Origin of the sequence: Marinobacter caseinilyticus (genome assembly GCF_011074955.1) — a bacterium.
Lineage (GTDB): Bacteria > Pseudomonadota > Gammaproteobacteria > Pseudomonadales > Oleiphilaceae > Marinobacter > Marinobacter caseinilyticus.
The window spans coordinates 60042-80418 of record NZ_WUQJ01000013.1 but is presented as its reverse complement, the minus strand read 5'-3'; the positions used below and the strand labels follow the sequence as shown (position 1 = coordinate 80418).

Here is a 20377-nt window from a genome sequence, read left to right as displayed (position 1 = left end):
CATGAGTGATATTCAACAGACCGTCTATGTAGTTGAAGACGATGAAGCCGTTCGAGATTCTCTGGAGCTGTTGCTGAAGTCTGCGAAGCAGGCGGTCAAGACCTATCGCACCGCCAATGCCTTTCTCACTGAATATTCGGAAAAAATGGCCGGCTGCATCGTGCTGGATATACGCATGCCCGGCATGGACGGTATGGAGCTGCAGAAAAAGCTCAATGATCGCCACTCCATTTTGCCGATTATATTTGTCACCGGGCACGGCGACGTCCCAATGGCGGTGGATGCAATGAAAGAGGGGGCCGTTGATTTTATTCAAAAGCCGTACCGCGAAGAAGCGCTGCTGGAGAAGATAGAAGCGGCGCTCGCTCAGGACAAGGAGCAGCGCAAGACGCTGGGCGAAAAGCAGGAGATCGTGCGCCGCGTGAAGACTCTGACGCCCCGGGAAAGCGAGATCATGGATCGGATGATCGCCGGCCAGGCCAATAAAGTCATCGCAATTGAATTGGAAATCAGTCAGCGCACGGTAGAAATTCATCGGTCACGTGTGATGCACAAGATGGGTACTCACTCGCTCGCCCACTTGGTTCGAATGGTCTTGTCCGTAAAGGACCGTATCGACGCCAGATGATTTGGGCATCAAGATTCGCGTATCTTTCGAACCGGCCAAGGCTTTATGACTGAAAACGGTGATACAACAATCGATGCAACGATACTTCTGGTTGATGACAATGCGCAAAACCTGAAAGTTCTGTATGAGACCCTGAAAGATCGGGGTTATCGCCTGTTGATCGCCAATGACGGTGACAAAGCCATTGCCCTGGCACATCGCCACCTTCCCGAAGTCATACTGCTCGATATCATGATGCCGGATATGGATGGCTATGAGGTCTGTCGGCGGCTGAAGGCCGACAGGGCAACGGCGGACAGTGCCATCGTGTTTCTATCCGCATTGGATGATGTCGACGCCAAGGTGCAAGGGTTCTCGTTGGGTGGTGCGGATTATATTTCGAAGCCGTTTCAGGCTCAGGAAGTCATCGCCAGGGTTAAGACCCACGCCCAGGTGATTCGTCTGGAGCGTGAACTGCACGCCCGCAACCGCCAATTAGAGAACGATCAGAGTCGGATTCTGAACGCCATCAGTGAGGGTATCTACGGTCTCGATGCCTCCGGCGATATTATATTCGCCAACCCGGCGGCGGCACTCATGGCGCAGTGCTCTGCGGAGGAGCTGATTGGACGTAACTTTTTTGAGTTGCATTTCGGTCAGGCCAAGACTCTGCAACACCATGGTGATGCAGACGTCACACCGGTCAAGGCGACTTGTCGCCAAGGCATTCCCGAGCACCAGCGTGCGGTCAATATGCAGCGTCTGGACGGCACCTGCTTTCCCGCCGAATACCGCTCTACTCCGAAACTTGAAGGCGACACCCTGCACGGTGCGGTGGTGGTGTTTCGGGATATCACCTCCGAACTGGACAATGAAAAAGCTCTGGAGGATGCCCGCAGGCTGGTGCAAGAACAGCGTGACCAACTCGCGCACGCCTCTCGCATGTCAACGATGGGTGAGATGGCGGCGGGCTTTGCCCACGAGGTCAATCAACCACTGACCGCGATCACCAATTACGCCCGAGTGGCGCTTCGCATGATGGCTTCCGAACCACTTGACCGGGCCCTGATTGAACAGACGCTCGGCAAGATTGAGGCACAGTCTCATCGAGCCAGTGAAGTGATCCGGCGAATCCGGGGGTTTGTAAAAAAACCGGCCGTGGGCAAAGAGGTATTGTCACTGTCGGCGTTGCTGGAAGAAACACGGCAATTTGCTGAAGTCGACGTTCGCAACAACGAGGGCGGTGTTGAGATTTTTGTCGCAGAGGATGTGCCTGACGTTCTGGCCGATCCTGTGCAAGTGCAACAAGTCGCGCTGAACCTGATCCGCAACGCCTTGGAGTCAACCCGCAGTGCCGGTTCGTCAATACCCGTGGAGGTCACCGCCGAGCGCCGAGGGCCCGAGTGCGTTCGCATCACGGTGACCGATCACGGTGAGGGCGTGTCGGATGAGGCGGAACAGCAACTGTTTCTGCCGTTTTTTACCACCAAGGACGAAGGCATGGGCATAGGTCTGGCGTTGTGCCAATCGTTGATCCAGGCGCAAGGTGGGGATATTGGATTTGAACGTCCCGACCATACCGGTGCCCGATTCTTCTTCACACTACCGGTCGCAGGCGCCGCCAGAAACTCTTAAGCCTGGTCTGGTCCGAGTTCTCGGAAAGCGCCCGCGCCAACTGATCCGATGTCACAAGCCGAGACTAACCAAAGGTAATGTTCCCCGTGAGGTGCGGTGCATTGCCTTGGGTGTTGAGCAATTGATAGTCCCAGTGATCGTTGTTGCTTTGCCAGTTCAACTGGGCAGTGCCGGGCAATAACAGCGGTTTCTTGAATTGACAAGCGACGGTCATCGGCCCGCCTGGCCAGTTCTGTTGCTGTTCCAGCAAGGCGATGCAATGCGCCTGGCTCCACATGCCGTGTGCGATCGCCCGGGGGAACCCAAAGACTTTGGCGGTCAACAGGTGTATGTGGATCGGGTTGAGATCGCCCGATAGACGCCCATATTGTCGTCCGATCGACGCCGCCGCTGCCAGCGTCAAGCTGTTGGGGTAATGCGGCAGTGCCGGGAACGTTCTGGTGGGTTTGAGCGAGGCGCCGTTGTGTCTGGGCTCCCTGAAAAGGCTTGTGCTTACTTCCTCCCACACTTTTTTTCCGGCCGACCAGGCCTCGGTGATCAAATCGAACTCCAGACCACGGTCGCTCACGGTTTGTCCGTCCAGATGCGCGCGGATGTCCAGGAGTTCGCCAACGCCGATGGCTCGTTGTTGAATGATCCGGTTGCGCAGATGCACAAGGCCCAGCAGCGGCAGTGGAAAAGCCTGCTCGGTCAGCAGCTTGAGGTGCAGTGGAAAGGCCAGGACATGGGGCCATGTCGGGGGCAGGGTGGAGCGCCGGGCAAAGCCACACAGTTCCCGATAGCGGTGGAGGCGGTTGCCGCCCGTTGCTGTGCCGATGAGTTCAGTCTGCAGCGCGGGAATTCGTATGTCATCGTTTTTTGGACGGCGGGTTCTCGGCACCACGGCCTTGCCATAAAGAGGCCATAGGCGAGGCCCTTGGTTACGGTAAGAAATCCAGTCTTGCATGCCCTGTCACCTCCTGTGTTGAGAAGATATCAATTCGCACTAAATTGAGTTTTGATGGAAGTCATTTAAGGCCACATCCGCCAAGCTACTGTCCCAGGGTTAAATCTGGTACAACTATGCGATTACTAGGCGATATCGATTAATATAGCGCCGAATTGAGCGGAAGTTTGCCAAAGTTGGTTGCTTGGCACATTGACTGGACGTGCCCAGACTCAGGTCGGATAAGCCAACAGGGTTTCATCAAATAACGATAAGCGGAATCATATGCAGGAACTTCGCGATGCAGGTGTGATGTTGCGCCTGATCTACCAGGCCATGAAGACAAAAGGCATTGATACCGACACCATTTTTACACGCTTGGGTGTCGATGAAGCCTATGTCTACACCGAGCAGCTAAGGACGCCTCACAGTGCTCAACCCTATTTCTGGCAGGTCGTCGAGGATGTGTCTGGCGATCCTGATATTGGTCTGCACCTCGGGCAATTGCTGCCGGTCTACAAGGGCCAGGTTCTTGAGTATCTGTTTTTGAGCAGTCCGACCTTTGGTGAGGGCTTACGCCGTGCTCAGAACTATCAACGATTGCTCAGCGATGCGGCCAATACCGATTTTCTGGTCGAGGGCGACGAGGCCTGTATGGTTCTGGACACCGCGTCGGATGAAGTGAGCCGCTTACAGCACTTCAACGAGTGCTTTGTGCAAGGCTTGCTGATTTTCTTCAGGTCCATCACTGAAGGTCGTTTTTATTGTTCTCGCATAGAGTTCGAGCACCAGCGTGAGCGCGGTGCCGACCATGCGCGCGAGATTCTGGGTTGCGAGGTCGTGTTCGGCGCCAAAGAGAATCGCATGTATTTTCCTGCCACGTTGCTGGCTCACCCCTCGCCCCATGCCGAACCGGAATTGCTGGATCTGCATGAGCGCTTTGCCAGCGAGCAAGTGGCCCGGTTAGAGAAAAAAGACATCGTCGGCCAGGTAGAGCGTATCGTGGCTGAGCTGTTGGACAGTGGCGAAGTGACGCTGAACGCCGTCGCCGAGCGTCTGGGTATTAAACCGAGAACCCTGCGCACTCGCCTGACCGAGGCGGAAACCAGTTTCAATCAGGTATTGGCGGATTTCCGCTACCGTCTGGCGCGACAACTGCTGGCAACCACCGATGAGTCGATCGATGAAATTGTCTACTTGACTGGCTTTTCCGAGCCCAGCACTTTCTATCGGGCATTCAAGCGCTGGTCCGGCATGACACCGATAGAGTACCGAAAAACGGCCCAGGGCAAGGACGCCATGGTCGATGCGATGTGACGGACGTTGCCGATCTGCAAACAATGTTGTGAAAATCGTTGACATGAGGGCCGCCCTCTTTATAATGCGCCCTCGTTGTCACCACACAGTCAGCCATTGACTGGGAGATAACGCAGCGCGGAGCGGTAGTTCAGTTGGTTAGAATACCGGCCTGTCACGCCGGGGGTCGCGGGTTCGAGTCCCGTCCGCTCCGCCATTTTCTCTTCTGCTTTATGATGTTTCTTGCCAATTCCTATTCCCGATGTTTTGTCATACTCCGTTCATCAATTCGTCATGTGTCTTATCGTACTCTTGCTGGAAATCGTGTGAGCAAGGAGAGCGTTATGTCCGAATATGAAGATGATCTGATCGAATGCCAACGGGAAGACTATGATGACGATGACGATTTGGATGACGGCATCGAAATGTAGCGTCTGATTTAACCTGAAACACTGCCTTTTGAGTCTGTACCTGTTCTATGAGGTGCCATTATTTGAGGCATCCAACGCTTTTCTGTGCTCGCCCGGGCTCAGACTGAACCAACGTTTGTACGCTTTGTGAAACGCCGCCGGATTTGAAAAGCCCAACAGGTAGGCGACTTCTGCCAGCGCCAGCCGTGTATCCCGAATGTAATCGAACGCCAGGCCGCGACGGGTTTCATCAATGAGCTGTCGGTAGCCTGTCTGTTCCCGGGCCAACTGCCGTTGCAAAGTCCAGGGCGCGGTGCCCAGCTCACTTGCGACTTGCTCCAATGGCGGTGCACCCCCCTCCAGTAACGGCGCTAATGTTTCCCGCACCCGATCCTGTATTTGCCAGCCTGACTGTATGCGATGCAAAGCGATGGCGCAGGATTCTTCAAGCTGCCGGTGCATGGCCGGTTGTGCCTGAAGCGGGGAGACATTCAACACGTCCTCGGCCACGTAGAGGCTGTTGCTTTTCCTGTTGAAGCTGACAGGGCAGCCAAACCATTCCTCGAATTGGTCATCCAGGCCCTGAGACGGGTATTCCAGTGTCACCCTGGACAGCACCGGGAAGCGGCCGGTGATGTCACGCAGAAACTGGGTCCAGGCGGCCAGCACCGAATCAACGACGAAGTAGTTAAAAATGTTGTAGGGCCGAATGGAATAGAAATCGACCCGGCGTGCGCCGACGTCCAATGATGGGTGCCCACGACTGTTGCGGCTGGTGAGGAGCGAATAATTGATCAGGGTGGCCAGTGCTTTTGCCGTTGTCGGCGCGGATTGCGCTGCCAGTCCGGCCAATCCGGCGTCCACGGGGCGGGTGAGTTGCCCCATGGTAAGCCCAAGTGCGGAATTGCCGGTCAGTGTGATGGCGGCCTGACCAAGCCGCATAAACCTCGGGATGCTAATCCGGGCATCGGGTGATGCCAGACGCTGGTCGCTGAGTTTGAACTGGCTGAAGAGATCTTTGCCGTCCACGCCTTCATGGCGCACCGCGCGCGCCATTACGGCGACATAGAGAACGCTGATGTCCCCCAGGGTATTACGGGTGGCGCTGTTGTTAAATTTGGGCATATTGTCGGACAAGTAGTTACAGGATAATAAAATGTTATTTGAAGATATTGAGTGGGGCAAGAATGCAGGATAATTTAGGCCATCGCAAATAGAACGACCGTCAGCCCACCCGCCGCTTGCGCACAGTCTATTGATCCTGAGGAGAGCCCGAATGACTAGTACCGCCAACACCCCCGGAGTTGCCAAATACCCGAACCTGCTTGAGCCCCTGGACTTGGGGTTTACCAAACTACGAAACAGAGCACTGATGGGCTCCATGCATACCGGGTTGGAAGAAGCGAAGAATGGTTTTGAACGGTTGGCCGCGTTCTATTCAGAGCGTGCCCGTGGCGGCGTTGGGCTCATTGTGACAGGCGGCATTGGTCCGAATCCGGAAGGCGGTGTCTTTCAGCACGCGGCCAAGATGGATACCGAGGAGGAGTCTGAGCAACACAAGGTGATCACTCAGGCGGTGCACGATGCGGATGGCAAGATATGCATGCAGATCCTCCACGCCGGTCGTTATGCCTACCATCCGGAACTGGTCGCGCCTTCGGCTATCCAGGCGCCAATCAATCCGTTCACCCCGAAAGCACTGGACGAGGCAGGCATAGAAAAGCAGATCCAGGCCTACGTAGATTGTGCCGCACTGGCGCAGCGCGCCGGCTACGATGGGGTCGAAGTGATGGGTTCGGAAGGCTACTTCATCAATCAGTTTATTGTCGCACACACCAATCACCGCACGGACCAGTGGGGTGGCAGTTATGACAACCGGATTCGTCTGCCGCTGGAGATTGTACGCCGGGTGCGAGAGCGGGTAGGCGAAAAATTCATCATCATCTACCGCCTTTCAATGCTGGACTTGATTGAAGAAGGCAGCACCTGGGAGGAAGTGGTGCAACTGGCAAAAGCCATTGAGAAAGCCGGTGCTACCATCATTAACACCGGAATTGGCTGGCACGAGGCGCGGGTCCCAACCATTGCGACTTCCGTACCTAGAGGTGCGTTTTCCAAGGTGACTGCGCGCCTGAAAGATGAAGTCAGTATTCCGCTGGTAACCACCAACCGGATCAATATGCCGGGTGTGGCCGAAGCCATACTGGCGGATGGCGATGCCGACATGGTGTCCATGGCGCGACCCTTTTTGGCCGATGCTGACCTGGTCAACAAGGCGGCCGAGGACAGCGCCGATGAAATCAATACCTGCATTGGCTGCAACCAAGCCTGCCTTGATCATACCTTCAGTGGCAAATTAACGTCCTGCCTGGTGAATCCGCGGGCCTGTCATGAGACTGAGCTTGCTTACGTCAAGACGGCAACGCCAAAATCACTGGCGGTTGTCGGTGCTGGGCCGGCGGGTTTGGCTTTTGCTACGGTGGCCGCAGAGCGGGGCCACAATGTGACCCTGTTTGATGCCGGGTCCGAGATTGGCGGCCAATTCAATATCGCCAAACGCATACCGGGCAAGGAAGAGTTTTATGAAACCCTGCGTTATTACGGTGTGATGCTGGCAAAACACGGCGTCGATGTGCGTCTGAACACCCGCGTCAGTGTGGATGACCTCAAAGCCGGGGGGTTCGATGAGGTCATTCTGGCAACCGGTATCGCACCGCGTACTCCGGATATTGACGGCATCGACCATCCTAAAGTCATGAGTTATCTCGACGCCATTCTGGGTCGAAAGCCCGTTGGGCAGCGGGTCGCGGTGATTGGCGCGGGCGGTATCGGATTTGACGTTTCTGAGTTTATTGTCCATCAAGGCACGTCAGCAGCCCTGGACTCGGAGCATTTCATGCGGGAGTGGGGTGTTGATCTGTCGGTTGCGCATCGTGGCGGAATCAAAGGCATGACGCCAGAGATGCCGGAACCTGCCCGGGACGTCTATTTGTTGCAGCGCAAAACCTCGAAAGTAGGCAAAGATCTGGGTAAAACAACTGGCTGGATTCACCGCACGTCGCTGAAGCATCGTCAGGTAAAAATGGTGCCAGGTGTTGCGTACCGTAAAATTGATGATGAAGGCCTGCACATTACGGTGACACCTAAAGGCGCCGAGGCCGGGGAAGACAGGTTGTTGCCGGTTGACAGTATTATCATTTGTGCCGGCCAGGAGCCGTTGCGCGAGCTCCAGGCCGGTCTTGAGGCAACAGGCGTGCCTGTTCACTTAATCGGCGGGGCCGATGTGGCCGCCGAGCTGGATGCCAAACGAGCCATTGATCAAGGCAGTCGATTGGCGGCGGCGCTCTGACAGTATGGGCTTCGCATTTGAATAAACGATTCCAGAAAGCAGCCCGAGAGGCTGCTTTCTGCGGTCTGATAGCAAGAAATCATAGCCCGCTCACAATTCTTTGCAGTTTTCATCCTGCCTCATGTTTCGACTGTGGCTACAATATGCGCATAATGCGGTCAAACTGCTGGAACGTCTCACGGTGAGTGAGCGCGCGGCTGGCACAGTCTTGTAGCACAGGAGTATTAGATGGTTTCTGCCGATCAGCCTGCTGACGGATATTCGGCGGTATTCTTTATGGATGGCGCTAAGGTCTCCCGTCAGATGCGGGCAACTGAATTTGGCGCGTTCCTGGACGGCTATGTGGGGTTGTCTGACCTGGCGGACCAGGAGGTGCGGGCGGTCTATGTCCTGCTGGGTAACGATTTGCTGATTCGGTCGCTGGTTTTTTTCCGAATCTACTTCGATGAAGAGGGTCGAGCCGATAGCCATTGGAATATTCCCATAGAAAAACTTGCCTTGAAGGGTGCCAACGGGCCCGATTTGGGCGGCGGGCCAATCCGTCTGGTTTGCAGGAGTCAGTGCCCTAAATCCGCGGCCTCGGACGCGTTTTGGGACCCGGACATGACGCCAGGCAGCAACCATTTCCAGACATTGCGCAAAGCAGTGGACGCCAATGCGTTAAAATTCAGGAAACAAACGCCCAAGCCAGCCGTTGAGGAAGAAATCCCCATCCTGCGGTCAGCGCTGAATAAGCCTGCAACGCCAGAAGAGGACCCGGAATCGGGTGCCCAGCGAACCAAATTGGCGCGAATGATCCGCGAACAACGATTGCGCATAAAAACGCTGAAGAGCGTGCACCGGGACGCGCTGGCGGATATGCAGCGGGAGAACAGGCTTGAATTACAGGCTCTGCGCAATGAAACAGTCGAGCTGGAACAGAAATACGAACGCCAGCGCCTGAGCAATGAGCAGCTTAAAACGCGCCTGGCGGATCGGAATGCCCAGTACCTGTCGATTCAGGAAAAACTGGATCAAGAGGCCGACTCCCGTTCGATGGACAGTCAAGCCAGCAAGGCCGAGGTGGTGTTGCTCAGAGAGCAGTTGGAACGCAAACAGCGTGAGCTGGAAATGCGCAACGACAAAATTGCGTTGCTGGAGCAAGAAAATCACGACTTACGCCACCGCGAGCCGCCGGACGAATCACTGATGAAGCATTTGCAGGATCAGACGGTGTTTCTGGTGGCCTATCATGCCGGTATTGGTCATTTAACGCTTCCGTACGCACAAATAGAGCAGTATTTCGAGAATCCGACCGCATTTGCGGCGCAGAAATGTGGACTCAATGAACCGGCCTACCTGGAATGGCTCAAGCATTACGAGAATCCGGTCTGCGGTTATAAGCAAAAGAACGGTAAGGCCTGTGGCCAGCCTTTGCTGCGCGTGAGCCAGCCGGCAGAGTTCACACCCGGCGAGCATGATCTCTGTGATCAGCATCAAGCCGAAGCGGTCTAGCGCTCCAGGCCTATTCGTCGCTCAATGCCGGCTCGGGCCAGTTTTCCGGCATCACGAAACACCGCATTACCTCGTCATAGCCCTGACCGTCCGACCGTTTGGCCATTTCCGCAAACAGGCGGGGTTTGCCGGTTTCTGCGACAGCCGCCATGGCCTGTTCGGTTTCCGTGTAATCCGGGATTTTTTCGGTCTGATAGCAGCCGAGCCAGTGGGGTTTTCGCAAGGGTGTCCAGCGGGTTGTATCCTGGGCTGAAACCTCACTGTGTCGTATCCAGTGACCGCGCTCATGACGTGCACCGGTCCAATGGGGCAGCACGACAGATTGCGAGTCTCCAGGCTGCGGATAGAACAGGTTGCCGGGCATGAAGACGACGGGGGTAACCGGGCCATCAAGTCCCACGCTGGCCAGGAGGGCCTGGGTTTCTTCACGTTCTGTCATTCGGCATTGGTGGTCGAGCAACCGCCGGGTTTTTAAGTCAAGCCGATCGTGGGCATTGGGACCGTACCATCGTGTGTGCCCGTCCTCGTCAAACCCGAGATAAAATTTAACGGCAATTTCATGATGTTGAAGTTCGTCGTTGAGTGGGTTCCGGACGATAAAGTCGAGCTCTCCCAAAGTTCGGCCATGACGTTCCCGCACAGCTGCATTGCGCAACAATACAGGCCACTCCAGAATGTGCTCCAAAAGAAAGTGGTAAAGGTTTTCGAAATATTGGCCGAGCCTCCAGCTTTGGCTGTCGCCCAAATAGGACAGCAGCGGTGAGGGCGATTGATCCAGTGATTGCAGGCGTTGCTGGGTGTCTGGCGGCAAGTAGTCTGCCAGGCTGAAAACCGGGCCAGTATTGATCAATGAAGGGGCTTCGCAAAGCCATGCCAGATGCCTGACCGCGGGCGTATGCCAGTATGGGCGCTCGGTTATTGTCATCGTTCATTGCTCGCTGTTTCGGGGCGTTGTTGTTCACGCAGGTAAGCGATCTTTCTCAGGACTACCCCGTAATTCGTTAAGATGCCACCATAGTGCATCTTTAAGTCTTAATTTACAGGAATTCGCATGGATCAATTCAGGAATATTGGCGTGATTGGCCGCATGGGCAGTGTCAAAGTGGTCGAATCGCTCAGGCAGCTTCGCACCTACCTGGTCAACGAGAACTATCACGTCATTCTGGAATCGGATACCGCGAATATGTTGCCTGGCCACGGATTGCAGGTTGCCAGTAAAAAATTGCTGGGCGAAATATGCGATCTGGTCATTGTGGTTGGTGGTGATGGCAGTTTACTGGGTGCGGCCCGTGAGCTGGCGAAGTCGAAGATCCCGTTATTGGGGGTCAATCGCGGGCGTCTGGGCTTTCTTACCGATATTTCTCCCTCAGACCTGGAAGAGCGTTTGGGAAGGGTGCTTCAGGGTGAGTACATAGAAGAGAATCGGTTTCTGTTGGACGCCCATGTTGAGCGAAATGGGCAGCCTTTGGGCTTCGGTACTGCGTTGAACGATGTGGTTCTGCATCCGGGTAAGTCCACTCGCATGATTGGTTTCGATCTGTATATCGACGGCCATTTTGTTTACAGCCAGCGTTCCGACGGCTTGATCGTGGCCACACCCACAGGCTCGACGGCGTATTCGTTGTCTGCCGGGGGCCCCATCATGCATCCCAAGCTGGACGCCATTGTGCTGGTGCCGATGTTTCCTCATACCCTTAGCAGTCGGCCGATTGTGGTGGACGGCAAAAGCGAAATAAAGCTGGTGATTGGTGAGACCAATGAAACTTACCCTCAGGTCAGTTGCGATGGCCAGATGGACATTTCATGTGCGCCTGGTGACATCATCCGGATCACCAAGAAGCCGTTTAAGATCCGTTTGATTCACCCCACCGACCATAATTTTTACGCCACCTGTCGCGGGAAGCTTGGTTGGGCCAGCGAAATAGCAGCGAGTTGATTATGACCGTACACAAACCCGCTAGTCGCGGATACGACATTATTGGCGATATCCATGGTTGTGCAAATACCCTGGTCCGACTGCTGGAACAAATGGGGTATCGCAAAGTCAATGGCATCTACCAGCACGCACGCCGGCAAGCCGTTTTCATCGGTGACATCATCGATCGGGGACCGCGCATTCGAGAGGCACTGCATCTGGTGCGCGATATGGTTGATCATGGCTCAGCGCAAATTGTGATGGGCAATCACGAATACAACGCCCTGGGTTACTGTACCCGTGCCCGTCCGGGCAGTGGACGCAAATGGCTGCGCGAACATAACACTCGTCATGACAGGCTGATCCGGGAAACACTCACTCAGTTTGAGCATTACCCGCATGAATGGAATGAATTTCTGGAATGGTTCTACACCATTCCATTGTTTCTGGAAGAGGAGCACTTCCGTGCCGTGCATGCCTGCTGGGATCGGAATCTGATTGATAAATTCAAGGACATTCAGGGGGGCAACCAAATCGATGAGGATTTTCTTCACGCCTCGTCGGTTATTGATTCCTTTGCCGGGCAGGTAATGGACAACTTGCTGCGGGGAACCGATCTGAGGTTGCCGGAAGGGTTGTCCATCACTGGTCGGGATGGCTACACGCGGGTATTTTTTCGTACGCGTTTCTGGGCTGAAAACCCGCAAACATACGCCGATGTGGTGTTCCAGCCCGACCCATTGCCGAAGGAAATTGCGCAACGGCCGCTGACGGCGGACGAGCGTAAGCAGTTACTCAGCTATCCGGAGTCAGAGCCACCGGTGTTTGTGGGTCATTACTGGATGGATGGAGAGCCGGCACCGTTGAAGTCCAATGTCGCCTGCATCGACTACAGCGCAGTGAAGTATGGCAAGCTGGTGGCTTATCGAATGGATGATGAGCGCGTACTTTCAAAGGACAAGTTTGTTCATGTGGATGTGGAGCGGCCGGAGTTGAACGTCGATTATCCATCCGAAGACAGCGTGACGAGGTAACGGAGTGTATCGGGTAAAACAGATTGAAACCGACGTTGATCTGTCCGTGTTCAGCGTGTGGCTGAAGCAGCAGAATGTGGGCCATCGGATTACGGAAGAGGGTGGTCAGCAAGTTCTGTGGCTGGATAACCCGGACCATGCCGAGGCTGTGCTGCAAGCGTTGGAGCAGTTTCTGGCGGAGCCCGAGCTGCGGGCAGCGGTGGACGCGACCATTCAGTCACCCGTTCACGTGGCAGGTCGTTGGCAACCTTCGCCCCGGCATGCACCGGTGGTTCTGGGTGTTATTATAGTCGCCGTGATCATTGCCTGGGCCACGGGCCTTGGACAAAGTCAGCTCTCTACCCTGCTGATGTTTGTCGACCCCCGCGAATACAGTTGGTCATCGATGGATCAGCGTATCGCCGCATTCGCGGATACCATGGTCAGGGGACAGTTCTGGCGCCTGGTCTCGCCCGATTTTCTGCATTTCAGTTGGCCTCACATAATTTTCAATTCGGTCATGTTGTGGTTTCTGGGCAGTCAGATTGAGTGGTTCGACGGTAAGGCACGGTTGGCGGTCCTGTTCGTGGTTGCGAGCCTGGCCTCCAACGGTTTGCAGTACGTGGTCTCGGGGCCGCTGTTTGGGGGCCTTTCCGGCGTTGTGTACGGTGTGCTGGGTTACTGTTGGCTCAGCCAGCATCGATTAGCCAGGTTTCAGTTTCCACCTGCGTTGATTGTATTTGCGGTGGCCTGGATGCTCATTGGGTTTACGCCACTGCCGGAATGGCTTGGTTTGGGCCGAATGGCTAATGAGGCGCATTTGGGTGGATTTGTCGCTGGCCTTTTGGTGGCTACCGTGTTGCCGGTACCAAAAAAAGCCCCGCCAAAAGGCGGGGCATAAAAAGAGCTTTAAAGCTCCTGATGAGAGAGACCAAATGCAAACGACCTTCGCGATTTGGTTTGTTAATGATAATCGTTATCATTTGTGTAGGTCAACCTCTTTAAGGGTATTTTTATGACGTACGACGAACTAATTGAGCGTTTGGACCCGGCGGTCTATCAGAGCCTCAAGCTGGCCATTGAGCTGGGCAAATGGCCGGACGGCCGCAAAGTCTCCGACGAGCAGCGGTCGACGTGTATGGAGGCGGTGCTGTACTACGAAACCAAACACAACATTCCGGAGTCTGAACGTGTGGGCTATATCGATCGGAACAAGTCTGGTGGAGGTGCTCAGGGGCCGGACGATGAAACATCCACTATCCGAATTCTCAACTGAGGCTATCCTTTGACTGCTGTAATTGATGTAACAGGTCGGCTGGTTAAAATGCCGGTCGAGTCGGGATCTCCCGTCGTCTATACGTTAAAGATTGGAGACACCCGTCTCCCGATGAATGACTTGATTGGCCGTGACATTCAGATTGATTTTGACGGTGCAATCCGCTGCATCCATTGCGACCGCGTCACGAAAAAGAGTTTTAGCCAGGGCTATTGCTTCCCGTGCTTCAGAAAACTGGCGGCTTGCGACACCTGCATCATGAGTCCGGAAAAGTGCCATTACCATTTGGGCACCTGCCGGGAACCTGAATGGGGCGACACCCATTGCATGGTGGATCATGTGGTGTATCTGGCGAATTCGTCTGGCTTGAAGGTTGGCATTACACGTGGCACACAGGTGCCCACCCGGTGGATCGACCAGGGTGCGGTCGAGGCGATCCCCATGCTGACGGTTGCCACGCGCCAGTTGGCAGGATTGGTGGAAGTGGCCTGCAAGCAATACGTTGCCGACCGCACGAATTGGCGGGCCATGCTGAAAGGCGATGTGCCAGCGCTTGACCTGGCAGACGAGCGGGAGGCGTTGCTGGCCAAGATTCGCCCGGAGCTGGATGCGCTGAGAAAAGAGCACGGTGAACAGGCGTTGACGGTAGCGGCCGGCGAGAGCATGAAGCTGAGTTACCCGGTGGATGTTTGGCCTGACAAAGTGAAGAGTCATAATCTGGATAAAACGCCTTCGGTTGGAGGCGTGTTACAGGGTATCAAGGGTCAATACCTGATCCTGGACACGGGTGTTATCAATATTCGCAAGTACACCGCCTATCAGGTTCGTTTCCAGGTGCTTGAGCGCGCCGACTGAACCGAGGCCCGTTTATTTCCTCAGTGCGATACGGACGCACCTTTTTTGGAGACTATCAATGCGTACCAGTCAGCCCCGTACAATTTATTTAAGCGATTATAGGGTTCCGGCGTTTCTCGTCGAGCATGTCGATTTGCGATTTGAACTGTTTGAAGAGGGTGCGCGGGTGCACAGTACCCTGACCATTCGTCGAAATCCGGAATCGGGTGACCCGGATGCCAGGCTGGAGTTGGATGGCGACAGCCTGAAGCTGGAGGGCGTGGCACTTGACGACAAGTCGCTGGCTGTCGGCGATTATGATGACCAGGGCGACAAACTGGTAATAGCGGAAGTACCCGACCAATTTCAGCTAACCGTCGTCACCTGGATTGAACCCCAGAACAATACCCGGCTGGAAGGCCTTTATAAGTCCTCGGGAATGTTTTGTACCCAGTGCGAGGCAGAGGGCTTCCGTTGCATCACCTTTTTCCCCGACCGACCGGATGTGATGGCCCGGTTCCGAACCCGGATTGAAGCTGACAAAGCCCGCTACCCCATTTTATTGTCCAATGGCAACGACGTTGAAACCGGCGAGTTGGCGGACGGTCGCCACTTTATGACCTGGGAAGACCCGTTTCCCAAACCCTGCTACCTGTTTGCGCTGGTTGCGGGCGACTTGGTGGAAAAGAAAGACACCTTTACAACATGCTCCGGTCGCGACATTGACCTGCGCATGTACGTCGAGCCGCGCAACGCCGAGAAATGTGATCACGCGCTGGATTCGCTCAAACGCGCCATGCGTTGGGACGAGGATGTCTACGGCCGCGAATACGATCTGGATATCTTCATGATTGTGGCGGTCGATGACTTCAATATGGGAGCGATGGAGAACAAGGGGTTGAATATTTTCAACTCGTCCTGCGTGCTGGCCAGCTCGGATACCGCTACCGACGCGGCGTTTCAGCGGGTGGAGGCCATTGTTGCCCATGAGTATTTCCATAATTGGTCGGGCAATCGGGTGACATGTCGCGACTGGTTCCAGCTCAGCCTCAAAGAGGGTTTTACGGTATTTCGGGATTCCGGGTTTTCATCGGATATGGGGTCGCCAACGGTGAAGCGCATTGAGGATGCTACGCTCATGCGCACGGCGCAGTTCGCGGAAGATGCCGGCCCCATGGCTCACCCGGTTCGGCCTGAGTCGTACATGGAGATTTCCAACTTCTACACACTCACCATCTATGAGAAAGGTTCAGAAGTGGTGGGAATGATTCATACCTTGCTGGGGCCGGACCTGTTCCGTAAAGGCAGCGACCTCTATTTCGAGCGCCACGATGGGCAAGCGGTAACCACGGACGATTTCGTCAAGGCCATGGAGGATGCCAGCGGTCGCGACCTGACACAGTTCCGGCTTTGGTATGAGCAGGCCGGCACCCCCGTCATTACGGTGGAGGACGAATTCGATGCAGAGCAGCAGGTTTACAGGCTGCATGTGCGCCAGTCCATTCCAGCTACACCAGGTCAGCGTGATAAAAAACCGCAGCATGTTCCCTTTGCTCTGGGGCTGTTGAATCAGCGAGGCGAGGATCTGCCACTGAGACTCACCCCGGGGGAAGCGGATGCTCCGACTGAACGGGTACTGGATATCACTCAGGAGCGCCAGGCGTTTGAGTTTCATGATGTGGCAGAAAAGCCTGTCCCGTCATTGCTCAGGGGGTTTTCGGCGCCGGTACGCGTGAATTACCCATGGAACCGTGAGCAATTGATGTTTCTGATGAATCACGACTCGGACGGTTTTAATCGCTGGGATGCCGGCCAGCGGCTGTCGGTAGATGTGATTCAGTCATTGATTGGTGCGGGTTCGGAAACAGTCGTTGAGCCAAGACAGGTAACCGCCTACCGACACCTGGTTTCCAATGCTGATGTCGATCAGGCACTGGTTGCCAAAATGCTGCAATTGCCAAGCGAGGCGTATCTGATTGAGCTTGCGGACTCGGCGGATGTCCAGGGCATATGTCAGGCTCGTACCCGCGTGTTGAACCACCTGGCTTTAACGCTGAGAGATGAGCTGGTGGCCTGCTACCATCGCAATCTCGACATCGGGCCTTACGAGCCGACATCCGAGGCAATAGCACGGCGGGCTCTTCGCAATACCGCATTGGCCTGGCTGCTCCAGGTCAATGATGAAGAAGGGCGGATATTGGCCAAGCGCCAGTTTAGAGACGCGACCAACATGACGGATCAGTTTGGCGCCTTGCGAGCTCTGGTGAATTCAGACTTTGAGGCTGACCGAGAGGTTGCGTTGAGCGAGTTTTACCAGCAGTGGCAGCAAGACCCGCAAGTTGTTGAACAGTGGTTTTCGGTCCAGACCAGCAGCCCGCGCACAGGAGGGTTGGCGGCCGTCAGCAAATTGCTGGACCACCCGGCCTTTGATTGGAAGAACCCGAACAAAGTGCGAGCGGTGGTGGGTGTGTTTGCTGGCCAGAATTTGGTTAATTTCCACGCTCAAGATGGCTCGGGCTATCGGTTTTTGGCAAAACATATCAATCACTTGGACGATAGTAATCCACAAATCGCCGCTCGTTTGGTGTCGCCACTCACGCGCTGGCGCAAGTACACGGAGGTGTACCGGGATGGAATGCGCTCCGCGCTGGAAACACTGAGGGATAAGAAAGGCTTGTCGATGGACGTTTATGAAGTGGTCCACAAGAGTTTGGCCGATTAAAGAGCCGGGCCTGGAAGTGCGATTTAATCCGTGAGACGCGAGCCTTAAAGCTAACGTAAGGTATCACTTGGATACAAAATCGCACTTTCGGTCGATGGACAATTTAATCCGATCAGCTAACCTGAGACCGCAGTAAATTACAATAATTAGAAGCCTTAAAGGCTTTCAGACGCATCTAGGGTCCGACAAATGACATTCAACAAGAACTGGCTTTTTGGCGGTCTTTTCGCTATCTCAGTCGTTGCAACTCCGGTATTTGCCGCAGTCTCCTCCAGTGAGGCGGCCAGGCTTGGTAATGAACTTACCCCCTTCGGGTCTCCCAAAAAGGGCAACGCTGCCGGAACCATTCCGGCATGGACCGGTGGCATAACCAAGCCACCCGCAGGCTACAAAGGTTCTGGACAGCACCACATTAATCCATTTCCGGACGATCAGGTGTTGTTTACCATAGATGCCCGAAACGTGGACCAATACGGGAAATTCCTGTCGGACGGTGTAAAGGCACTGTTGGACACCTATCCGACAACTTTCAACGTCCCTGTCTATGAAAGTCGTCGAACGCACTCAGTGCCAGCTTTTGTTGAAAAAAATACCCGTGAAAATGCCACCAGCGCTGAAGTCGTAGGTCAAGGTGAGGGTCTGGACGGTGCTTATGGTGGCTATCCGTTCCCAATCCTGCACGGCAACAATGAACAGAAGGCGTGGCAGGTAATATGGAACCACTTGACCCGGTGGCGCGGCATTTCGATTACGCGGCGCTCAAGTGAAGTGGCTGTCCAACAGAATGGCGATTACTCGTTGGTCACCTCGCAGCAGGAAGCGTTCTTCAATTTTTATAATCCTGAAGGCAGCGAAAAGGACCTGGAAAACATCATTTTCTACTACCTTTCGTTCACCCAATCCCCGCCGCGTCTGGCCGGTGGTGCGATTCTGGTTCACGAAACCCTGAACCAGATTGTTAACCCGCGGAATGGCTGGGGCTACAATGCAGGTCAGCGACGGGTGCGTCGGGCGCCGAACCTGGGGTATGACTCACCCATTGCCGCTGCCGACAATCTTCGTACCGCAGACGACACCGATGTCTTTAATGGTGCCCTTGATCGTTACAACTGGCGTTATGAAGGCATGCGGGAAATGTACATTCCGTACAATAACTATGAAATTGGTGAGAAAGGTCTGCCATACTCGGAAGTTCTGGGTGTGTCGCACGTCAATCCTGACCTGACTCGCTGGGAACTCCACCGCGTTCATGTGGTGGAAGCGACCCTGAAAAAAGGTGAGCGTCATATTTACGCCAAACGCCGTTTTTATGTCGACGAAGATAGCTGGAATACCGTGATGGTGGACCAGTACGACGGACGTGGCGAGCTATGGCGAGTGACGGTTGGGTTGCCAAAAAATTACTATGAATTGCCCGGAACCTGGACAGTCCTGGACATCTACCATGATCTTCAGGCGCGTCGGTACCATGTGTTGGGTCTCGATACGGAGGAGCCCCAAACACGTGTATTCACCGACGATGTGCCGAATAAACGCTACTTTTCTCCCGCTGCGCTCCGCCGCAGGAGTGTTCGATAAGGTCGGAAAGACGCAGCAAATGAACAGCTTGCTGTCTTGATAAATGCTGGTGCCCTGACAGGCGCCAGCATTTGCATTGTAAGGATCCGGAAAACGGATCTGCATCAGAGTCACTGAAACAACACAACATGAAGGCAATCTGAATGGCTACACGGTTAACGCGCAAGACTATCGGAGCGGTTTGCCTGGGCATGTCCCTTTTGGCAGCGGCTCCATCGGTGGTCGCTATTGGGGATGTGCTAGAGACACCCGCACGGTCGACAACGTTGGCAGCAGAATACCTGCTCAATGACGTGGCAACGGCTGGTGAGCGAATCGTCGCGGTGGGTGAACGCGGGCACATTATTTATTCAGACGATGACGGAAAATCCTGGACTCAAGGGCAGGTGCCCGTCTCCATGACTTTGACCGCTATCAGCTTTCCAACCGCAACCCATGGCTGGGCTGTTGGGCATAGCGGTGTCGTGTTGCACTCATCGGATGCCGGCGAAACCTGGGCTGTTCAGATGGACGGCATAGAAGCCGCCAAGCTTGCCATTGCGGCCAAGGAAGAGCGGATTACAGAGCTTGAAGAGGAGCTCGAAAGCGCGCCGGAAGATCAGCAGGAAGACCTGCAGTGGGCGCTGGATGATGTCTACTTCACGCTTGAAAACATGGAAGCAGATCTGGACGTGGGGCCCGTCAACCCGATGCTCGACGTTTGGTTTGAGAATGAGAACCACGGCTTCGTGATCGGCGCCTACGGCATGATTTTTCGCACCACCGACGGCGGTGAGACTTGGAAAGACTGGTCAGATCAGGTTGATAACTCGACCGGCTATCACCTCAACGGGATTTCCAGAATAACCGGCGGCGCCCTTGTGATTGTGGGTGAAAGCGGCTTGATTCTCGTCTCGACAGACAACGGCGACACCTGGGAGAAGAAGGAGAGCCCCTACACCGGTTCATTCTTTGGCGTGATTGGCACCGGGAATGTAAACGAAATGCTTGCGTTCGGTTTGCGGGGCAATATTTTTCTTTCGACTGACCTTGGTACCAACTGGACAACGGTTCCCAATGAGGCCGGCTCTACTCTCAACGGCGGTGCCGTTGCAAAGGATGGCCGCATCATTCTTGTCGGCAACGGTGGGGCCGTATTGGTCAGCACCGATGGTGGTGAGACTTTCGGTAGTTATTTCCGTCGTGACCGGGAAGGCCTGATGACCGTCGTCCCGGTATCGCAGGACCGTCTGGTGCTACTGGGCGAAAGTGGTGTTGCCAACGCAGATGCCACCGGAAAGAACCTTTAATCACGCCCTGATGTGGCAAGAACAGAACGAATTA

The 20377-nt window shown here is 54.9% G+C and carries 16 protein-coding genes and 1 tRNA gene; 14 read left to right on the top strand and 3 right to left on the bottom strand.

Annotated features, from left to right (window positions below; genetic code table 11):
- Position 1 precedes the first annotated feature (1 nt).
- Both fixJ and GRX64_RS05675 read left to right on the top strand, forming a co-directional pair.
- Positions 2–628 carry a response regulator FixJ gene (gene fixJ / locus GRX64_RS05680; protein ID WP_166264527.1) on the top strand — a complete coding sequence of 209 codons (627 nt, stop codon included), beginning with the start codon at positions 2–4 and terminating at the stop codon, positions 626–628.
- Between the two features lie 45 nt (positions 629–673).
- Complete coding sequence (locus tag GRX64_RS05675) at positions 674–2242, top strand: ATP-binding response regulator (RefSeq protein WP_166264525.1); 1569 nt, start codon at positions 674–676, stop codon at positions 2240–2242.
- Between the two features lie 64 nt (positions 2243–2306).
- Here GRX64_RS05675 and GRX64_RS05670 read toward each other — a convergent pair whose 3' ends face one another.
- Positions 2307–3188 (bottom strand): MaoC/PaaZ C-terminal domain-containing protein, encoded by an 882-nt coding sequence (locus GRX64_RS05670; protein ID WP_166264523.1) that lies wholly within the window; start codon positions 3186–3188, stop codon positions 2307–2309.
- Positions 3189–3452: 264 nt separating this feature from the next.
- On the opposite strand from GRX64_RS05670, the gene GRX64_RS05665 reads away from it, so the two are divergent.
- Positions 3453–4484, top strand: a complete 1032-nt coding sequence (locus GRX64_RS05665) for an AraC family transcriptional regulator (RefSeq protein ID WP_166264521.1) — start codon at positions 3453–3455, stop codon at positions 4482–4484.
- Between the two features lie 119 nt (positions 4485–4603).
- Positions 4604–4680 (top strand) — tRNA-Asp (locus GRX64_RS05660).
- Between the two features lie 259 nt (positions 4681–4939).
- Here the strand turns inward: GRX64_RS05660 and GRX64_RS05655 are convergent.
- Positions 4940–5998: an AraC family transcriptional regulator gene (locus GRX64_RS05655; protein WP_166264519.1), complete on the bottom strand. Its 1059-nt coding sequence runs from the start codon at positions 5996–5998 to the stop codon at positions 4940–4942.
- Positions 5999–6149: 151 nt separating this feature from the next.
- Between GRX64_RS05655 and GRX64_RS05650 the strand changes: the two genes are divergently transcribed.
- Together GRX64_RS05650 and GRX64_RS05645 are read left to right on the top strand one after the other, a co-directional pair.
- Complete coding sequence (locus GRX64_RS05650; RefSeq protein WP_166264518.1) at positions 6150–8222, top strand: NADPH-dependent 2,4-dienoyl-CoA reductase; 2073 nt, start codon at positions 6150–6152, stop codon at positions 8220–8222.
- Between the two features lie 228 nt (positions 8223–8450).
- On the top strand, positions 8451–9716 hold the full coding sequence (locus GRX64_RS05645) for an AAA family ATPase (protein ID WP_166264517.1): 1266 nt from the start codon (positions 8451–8453) through the stop codon (positions 9714–9716).
- A 10-nt stretch (positions 9717–9726) separates the two neighbouring features.
- Here the strand turns inward: GRX64_RS05645 and GRX64_RS05640 are convergent, their stop codons facing one another.
- Positions 9727–10641, bottom strand: a complete 915-nt coding sequence (locus GRX64_RS05640) for a DUF1853 family protein (protein WP_166264516.1) — start codon at positions 10639–10641, stop codon at positions 9727–9729.
- Between the two features lie 126 nt (positions 10642–10767).
- Here GRX64_RS05640 and GRX64_RS05635 point away from each other — a divergent pair, with 126 nt between their 5' ends.
- The 8 genes from GRX64_RS05635 to GRX64_RS05600 all read left to right on the top strand — a co-directional run bounded on the left by GRX64_RS05635 (position 10768) and on the right by GRX64_RS05600 (position 20343).
- Positions 10768–11652, top strand: a complete 885-nt coding sequence (locus tag GRX64_RS05635; protein ID WP_166264515.1) for an NAD(+) kinase — start codon at positions 10768–10770, stop codon at positions 11650–11652.
- Between the two features lie 2 nt (positions 11653–11654).
- Positions 11655–12665, top strand: coding sequence for a metallophosphoesterase (locus tag GRX64_RS05630; protein ID WP_166264513.1), 1011 nt, complete (start codon positions 11655–11657; stop codon positions 12663–12665).
- Between the two features lie 4 nt (positions 12666–12669).
- Positions 12670–13545: a rhomboid family intramembrane serine protease gene (locus GRX64_RS05625; RefSeq protein WP_166264511.1), complete on the top strand. Its 876-nt coding sequence runs from the start codon at positions 12670–12672 to the stop codon at positions 13543–13545.
- Positions 13546–13659: 114 nt separating this feature from the next.
- Positions 13660–13920: a YeaC family protein gene (locus GRX64_RS05620; protein ID WP_166264508.1), complete on the top strand. Its 261-nt coding sequence runs from the start codon at positions 13660–13662 to the stop codon at positions 13918–13920.
- Positions 13921–13929: 9 nt separating this feature from the next.
- The gene (locus GRX64_RS05615; protein ID WP_166264506.1) at positions 13930–14775 is read left to right on the top strand and encodes a DUF2797 domain-containing protein; all 846 of its coding nucleotides are present in this window, start codon (positions 13930–13932) and stop codon (positions 14773–14775) included.
- A gap of 58 nt (positions 14776–14833) precedes the next feature.
- The gene (gene pepN / locus GRX64_RS05610; protein ID WP_166264504.1) at positions 14834–17476 is read left to right on the top strand and encodes an aminopeptidase N; all 2643 of its coding nucleotides are present in this window, start codon (positions 14834–14836) and stop codon (positions 17474–17476) included.
- A 189-nt stretch (positions 17477–17665) separates the two neighbouring features.
- Positions 17666–19054, top strand: a complete 1389-nt coding sequence (locus GRX64_RS05605; protein WP_166264502.1) for a DUF1329 domain-containing protein — start codon at positions 17666–17668, stop codon at positions 19052–19054.
- Positions 19055–19197: 143 nt separating this feature from the next.
- Positions 19198–20343 carry a WD40/YVTN/BNR-like repeat-containing protein gene (locus GRX64_RS05600; protein WP_166264500.1) on the top strand — a complete coding sequence of 382 codons (1146 nt, stop codon included), beginning with the start codon at positions 19198–19200 and terminating at the stop codon, positions 20341–20343.
- Positions 20344–20377: the final 34 nt, after the last annotated feature.